General features: G+C 68.8%; 3 protein-coding genes and 1 pseudogene. 2 read left to right on the plus strand and 2 right to left on the minus strand.

What is annotated here, in order from left to right; translation table 11 throughout:
- Both CBW50_RS27900 and CBW50_RS27905 read right to left on the minus strand, forming a co-directional pair.
- On the minus strand, positions 1–229 hold a 229-nt coding region (locus CBW50_RS27900; RefSeq protein WP_139842688.1), incomplete at its 3' end, for an NAD-dependent epimerase/dehydratase family protein.
- Positions 229–1,536, minus strand: coding sequence for a nucleotide sugar dehydrogenase (locus CBW50_RS27905; protein WP_086148505.1), 1,308 nt, complete (start codon positions 1,534–1,536; stop codon positions 229–231). The genes CBW50_RS27905 and CBW50_RS27900, both read right to left, overlap by 1 nt.
- 219 nt (positions 1,537–1,755) lie before the next feature.
- Here CBW50_RS27905 and prsT point away from each other — a divergent pair, with 219 nt between their 5' ends.
- A complete protein-coding gene (gene prsT, locus CBW50_RS27910) occupies positions 1,756–4,539 on the plus strand; it encodes an XrtA/PEP-CTERM system TPR-repeat protein PrsT (protein ID WP_086148506.1) in 2,784 nt (927 codons plus the stop codon).
- 3 nt (positions 4,540–4,542) lie between these two features.
- Positions 4,543–5,418, plus strand: a pseudogene (locus CBW50_RS27915) (hypothetical protein); the annotation flags it as partial.

Below are 5,418 nucleotides of genomic sequence, written 5' to 3' on the forward strand. Positions count from 1 at the left end.
GGTGGCCCGTCAGGAAATTGTCCAGGCCGCGTACTTCCTGGCCCAGTCGCAACAGGGTTTCCAGCAGGTGCGAGCCGATGAAGCCGGCCACGCCCGTCACCAGCCAGCGCCGCGGCGCATGCGCCAGGCGCGCGCAAGCCTGGCCATACGCGCTGTCGCCGGCGGCCGGAATGCCCGGCGCGGCAGCGGCCAGGCCGGACTGCGGCGCAGCGCGATCGCCGGCCGCCATCACAGCCGCCACACGCGCAGGCCGCCGTCTTGCAGCTGGCGGGGGTCGAAATGCGACTTGATATCGATGAAGCAACCGTTTTCCAGCACCTTGGCCTGGTAGTCGGCTAGCGGACGGGCCAGCAGCGCCTCGTGCGACACGGCGCTGATGATGGCTTCGGCCCGCGGCAGCTGTTCCCAGCTTTCCAGCGACAGCCCGTATTCTTCCAGCGCCTCGCGGCCGTCGGCGACGGGGTCGTGCACGTGCACCTGCACGCCGTACGATTGCAGTTCGCGGATCATGTCGACCACCTTCGAATTGCGCAGGTCGGGGCAATTTTCCTTGAAGGTCAGGCCCAGCACATTCACGTGCGAGCCCTTCAGCTTGAAGCCGGCGCGCACCATTTCCTTGATGGTTTTTTCCGCCACGAACTTGGCCATGCCGTCGTTGATGCGGCGCCCGGCCAGGATCACGTGCGGGTGGTAGCCCAGCATTTCCGCCTTGTGCGTCAAATAGTACGGGTCGACGCCGATGCAGTGGCCGCCCACGAGGCCGGGGCGGAACGGCAGGAAATTCCATTTCGTGCCCGCCGCCTGCAGCACTTCCAGCGTGTCGATGCCGATGCGGTCGAAGATGATGGCCAGCTCGTTCATCAGCGCGATGTTCAGGTCGCGCTGCGTGTTTTCGATGACCTTGGCCGCTTCGGCCACGCGGATGCTCGAGGCCCGGTGCACGCCGGCCGCGACCACGCCTTCGTACAGGGCCGCCACCTGCTCCAGCGTGGCGCCATCGTCGCCCGCGACCACCTTGCGGATGCTGTGCAGGGTGTGGTCCTTGTCGCCGGGGTTGATGCGCTCGGGCGAAAAACCCACGTGGAAGTCTTCCTTCCAGCGCAGGCCCGAATGCCGTTCCAGCAGGGGAATGCAGATTTCCTCGGTGGCGCCCGGATACACGGTCGATTCGTAGATGACGATGGCGCCGCGCCGCATGTGGCGTCCGACGGCCGCGCTGGCGCCGGCCAGGGCGGAAAAGTCGGGATTGTGCGCGCTGTCGACGGGCGTGGGCACGGCCACGACGATGAAATCGGCCAGCTGCAGCTCGGCCGGATCGCAGCCCACGCTCAGCCATTGCGCCGCCAGCAGCTGTTCCGTGCTCACTTCGCCCGTGGGATCGACGTGACGCCGGTAACTTTCCACCTTGCGCGCCGACAAGTCAAAGCCTATCGTGCGCTGCCGCTTGCCGAACGCCACGGCCAGCTGCAGGCCCACATAACCGAGCCCCACCACGGCCACCACATCGCCCCCCTTGCTTTCCACCTTGCTGTCCATATGCCTGTGCTCCGAATGGTTGCGGCCGGACTGTCGCCGTCCGGGAAATTCTACGGTCGCAGGCACGGCCATTCTTGAGCAGGAACAAGAAACACGGAGCGGACGCCGTCCGCCGCGCCATCATTCGGCGGCCTGTTGAGCGCAATCAATGAGCGCACAGGCCATCTTTTTAAAGTAGGCCATGCCGATTCCTCGTGCATGCCGCAACCGGAGACTTCCATGGCCCGATTCCTGTCACTTACCTTCCCCGCCCTGCCGGCCGCCGCGCTGTGCTGCAGCCTGCTGCTGCCCGTCCTGACCGGCTGCCACGGCACGCAGAACAGCGACACCCTGCTGGCCGACGCGCAGCAATACCGCCAGAAGGGCGAGGCGCGGGCCGCCATCATCCAGCTGAAGAACCTGCTGCAGAAAGACCCGGAAAACGCGGCGGCGCGCCTGCTGCTGGGCAGCATCTATATCGATACGGGCGAAGCCCTATCTGCAGAGAAAGAATTGCGCAAGGCGAAATCGCTGGGCCTGGCGCAACAGCAGGTGATGCCCCTGCTGGGCAAGGCCTGGCTGATGCTGGGCCAGGCCGACAAGGTTCTCGCCGAGATCGCCGACGATGCGGCCCTGCCGCCGGCCATGCTGGCCCTGCGCGGCGACGCCCTGCTGGCCCTCGAACGCCGCGACGAGGCGCGCACCGTGTATACGCGCATGCTCGAAGCCCACCCGGAGCAGGTCGAAGCGCTGCTGGGGCTGGCGCGCATCGCGGCGCTGGAGCAGCAGACGACGACCGCCGAGCTGCTGCTGGCGCAGGCGCTGAAAAGCGCGCCGTCCAGCATCGACGCCCTGCGCCTGCAGGGCGACCTGCAGCGGCTGCAAGGCAAGGACGACGCGGCGCGGCTCACCTATATGCACATCCTCAAGCTCAAGCCCGACAATACCCAGGCCCACATCGATCTCGCCAACCTCGACATCGCGCAAAGCCGTTTTGCGGAAGCGGGCGCGCAGCTGGCCTCGGCGCGCCGCACGGCGCCCAACAGCCTGGGCGTACTGCAGGCGCAGGGCTTGCTCGATTTCCGCCAGGGCAAGCCGAAGGCGGCCCTGCAATCGTTGCAGCTGGTGCTCAAGGCGGCGCCCGACCACATGCCGTCCATCCTGCTGGCGGCCGCCGTGCAGCTGTCGCTCGGTTCGCCGCAACTGGCGGAAGGTTATCTGCAGCGCTTCCTGGCCGTCTATCCCAAGCACCTGTATGCGATCAAGATGATGGCGTCGATCGAGCTGATGCGCAACAGGACGGACGCCGCCATCGAGCTGCTCCTGCCCGCGCTGTCCGCCTTTCCCGACGACGTGGAGCTGCTGTCGCTGGCGGGCGAGGCGCACTTGCGCGCGCGCCGCTACGACAAGGCCACGGCCTACTTTGAAAAGGCCAGCAGCCTGGCGCCGGACACGGCCAGACTGCATGCGGCGCTGGGCATCAGCCGCCTGGGCATGGGCGAGAACGGCCGCGCCATCAACGAGCTGGAGCGGGCCAGCATGCTCGACCGGGGCACGCCGCAGGCGGGCACCATGCTGGTGATGACCTTGCTGCGCAACAAGCAGAACGACAGAGCCCTGGCCACCGTCAAGATGATGGAACAGCAGCAGAAAGGCACGAATCCCCTGCTGCTGAACCTGAAGGGCGGCGTCTACCTGGCCTTGCGCGACTTGCCGGCCGCGCGCGCCAGTTTCGAGCAGGCGCTGGGCATGGACCCCGTCTACCTGCCCGCCCTGAGCAACCTGGCGCAGATCGACCTGGCCGAGAAAAAGCCGGAACAGGCGAAAATGCGTTTCGAGCGGGCGCTGGCGAAAGCGCCGAAAAATGCCGACCTGAGCGCCGCGCTGGCCAAGCTGGCCGCCTCGCAGGGCAACACGGACGAGGCGCGGCGCTGGCTCGAGCGAGGCCACCGCGACAATCCGGACGCCGTCGCGCCGGCCCTGCTGCTCAGTAATTTCTACCTGAAGACGGGGGCGCCGGACAAGGCGCTGGAACTGGCGCGCACCCTGCAAGCGGGCCACCCGGGCGACGCCGACGCGCTGGCCCTGCGGGCGCAGGTCGAATACAGCGCCGGCCAGGCGCAGGCCGCGCTCGACAGCTACAGCAAGCTGGCCAGCATACAGACGACGTCGGCGCCGCTGCAGATGCGCATCGCCAGCCTGCACCTGGCGCTGGGCGACCATGCGGCCACCTTGCAGGCCGTCAAGCGGGCGCAGGCGCTCGACCCCACCCTGCTCGACGCCCGCGTGGTCGAAGTGGCCATGCTGCTGGCCCTGAACCGCCAGCGCGAGGCGCTGGCCGTGGCGCGCAAGGTGCAGGAGCAGCAGCCGAAGCTGGCGGCCGGCTACAAGCTCGAGGGCGACGTGCTGATGGAACAGAAACTGCCGCAGCAAGCCGTCAAGCTGTACGAGCACGCGTTCCAGATCAGCCGCATCGGCGCCCTGCAGGTACAGCTGTACCGCGCCATGCAGGCGGCGGGCCAGGCGCGCGAGGCGGACGCGCGCATGGCGGCCTGGTTGAAGGACTATCCTGACGACCTGCCCACGCGCAACTACCTGGCCGGCACCAAGCTGGCGGCCAGGCAATACCGCGCCGCCATCGAGCAGTTCCAGTACATCGTTGCCAAGGACACGGGCAACGTGGTGGCGCTGAACGACCTGGCCTGGGCCTACCAGCAGGAGCGCGACCCGCGCGCGCAGGCGACGGCCGAACAGGCGCTCAAGCTGGCGCCGGACAACCCTGCCGTGCTCGACACCCTGGGCTGGATCGTGCTGGAACAGGGCGACGTGAAACGCGCGCTCACCGTGCTGCGCAAGGCGGCGGGCCTGGCGCCGGCGTCGCCGGAAATCCAGTACCACCTGGGCGCGGCCCTGGCGCAGTCGGGCGACAAGCCGGGCGCGCGCAAGCAGCTCGAGCAACTGCTGGCCGCCAACAAGGAGTTCCCGCAGCGGGCCGAGGCGCAGGCCTTGCTGACCCGGCTCTAGGCCATGCGCGCAGCCTTGCCCAGCCTGGCGGCGCGGCCGCTGGCCCTGCTCGCGGGCGCGGCCTGCGTGCTGGCCCTGCGCCACTATCCGCTCGAGCACGGCTGGCCCGGCCTGCTGTTCGCCATCATCCTGCCCGCGTATTTCCTGCTGCTGTGCTGGCGTCCCGCCAGCTGGATGTTCTGCCTGCCCGCCCTGCTGCCCGTGCTGGACCTGGCGCCGTGGACGGGCTGGTTTTTTCTGGAAGAAATCGACATCCTGCTGCTGCTGACGGTGGCCTGCGGCTACTGGCGCCTGGGCGGCCCGCCCCAGCCGGCGGCGGCGCGGCTGTCGCCGGCGGCCCGGACCTGTCTGCTGCTGTGCAGCCTGGCCTGGCTGGCGGCGCTGCTGCGCGGCGTGCTGCCGCTGCCGGCCAGCGACCTGAATGCGTGGAATACCTACCTGAGTCCCTACAACAGCCTGCGCCTGGGCAAGGCCTGGGCCTGGAGCATGCTGCTGCTGCCCCTGCTGCTGCGCGACGCCGGCGCCGACGGCTTGCGCCGCCATGCGCTGCCCGGCATGCTGGCGGGCCTGGCCATGGTGTCGCTGTTCGCCCTGTGGGAAAGGGCCGTGTTTCCCGGCCTGCTGAACATGTCCAGCGACTACCGCATCACGGCGCCGTTTTCCGCCATGCACACGGGCGGCGCCGCCCTCGACGGCTACCTGGCCCTGGGCCTGCCGTTTGCCGCCCTGTGGCTGGCCCGCGCGCGCAGCCGCTGGCAGGCGGCGCTGGCCCTGCTCCTGCTGGGACTGGCGCTGCATGCGGCCCTGACGACGTTTTCGCGGGGCCTGTACGCGGCCATCCTGGCCGGCGTGCTGCTGTTCCTGTGGCAGGCGCTGGCG

The sequence above is a fragment of the Janthinobacterium sp. GW458P genome (assembly GCF_002127585.1).
Classification (GTDB): Bacteria; Pseudomonadota; Gammaproteobacteria; order Burkholderiales; family Burkholderiaceae_D; genus Janthinobacterium.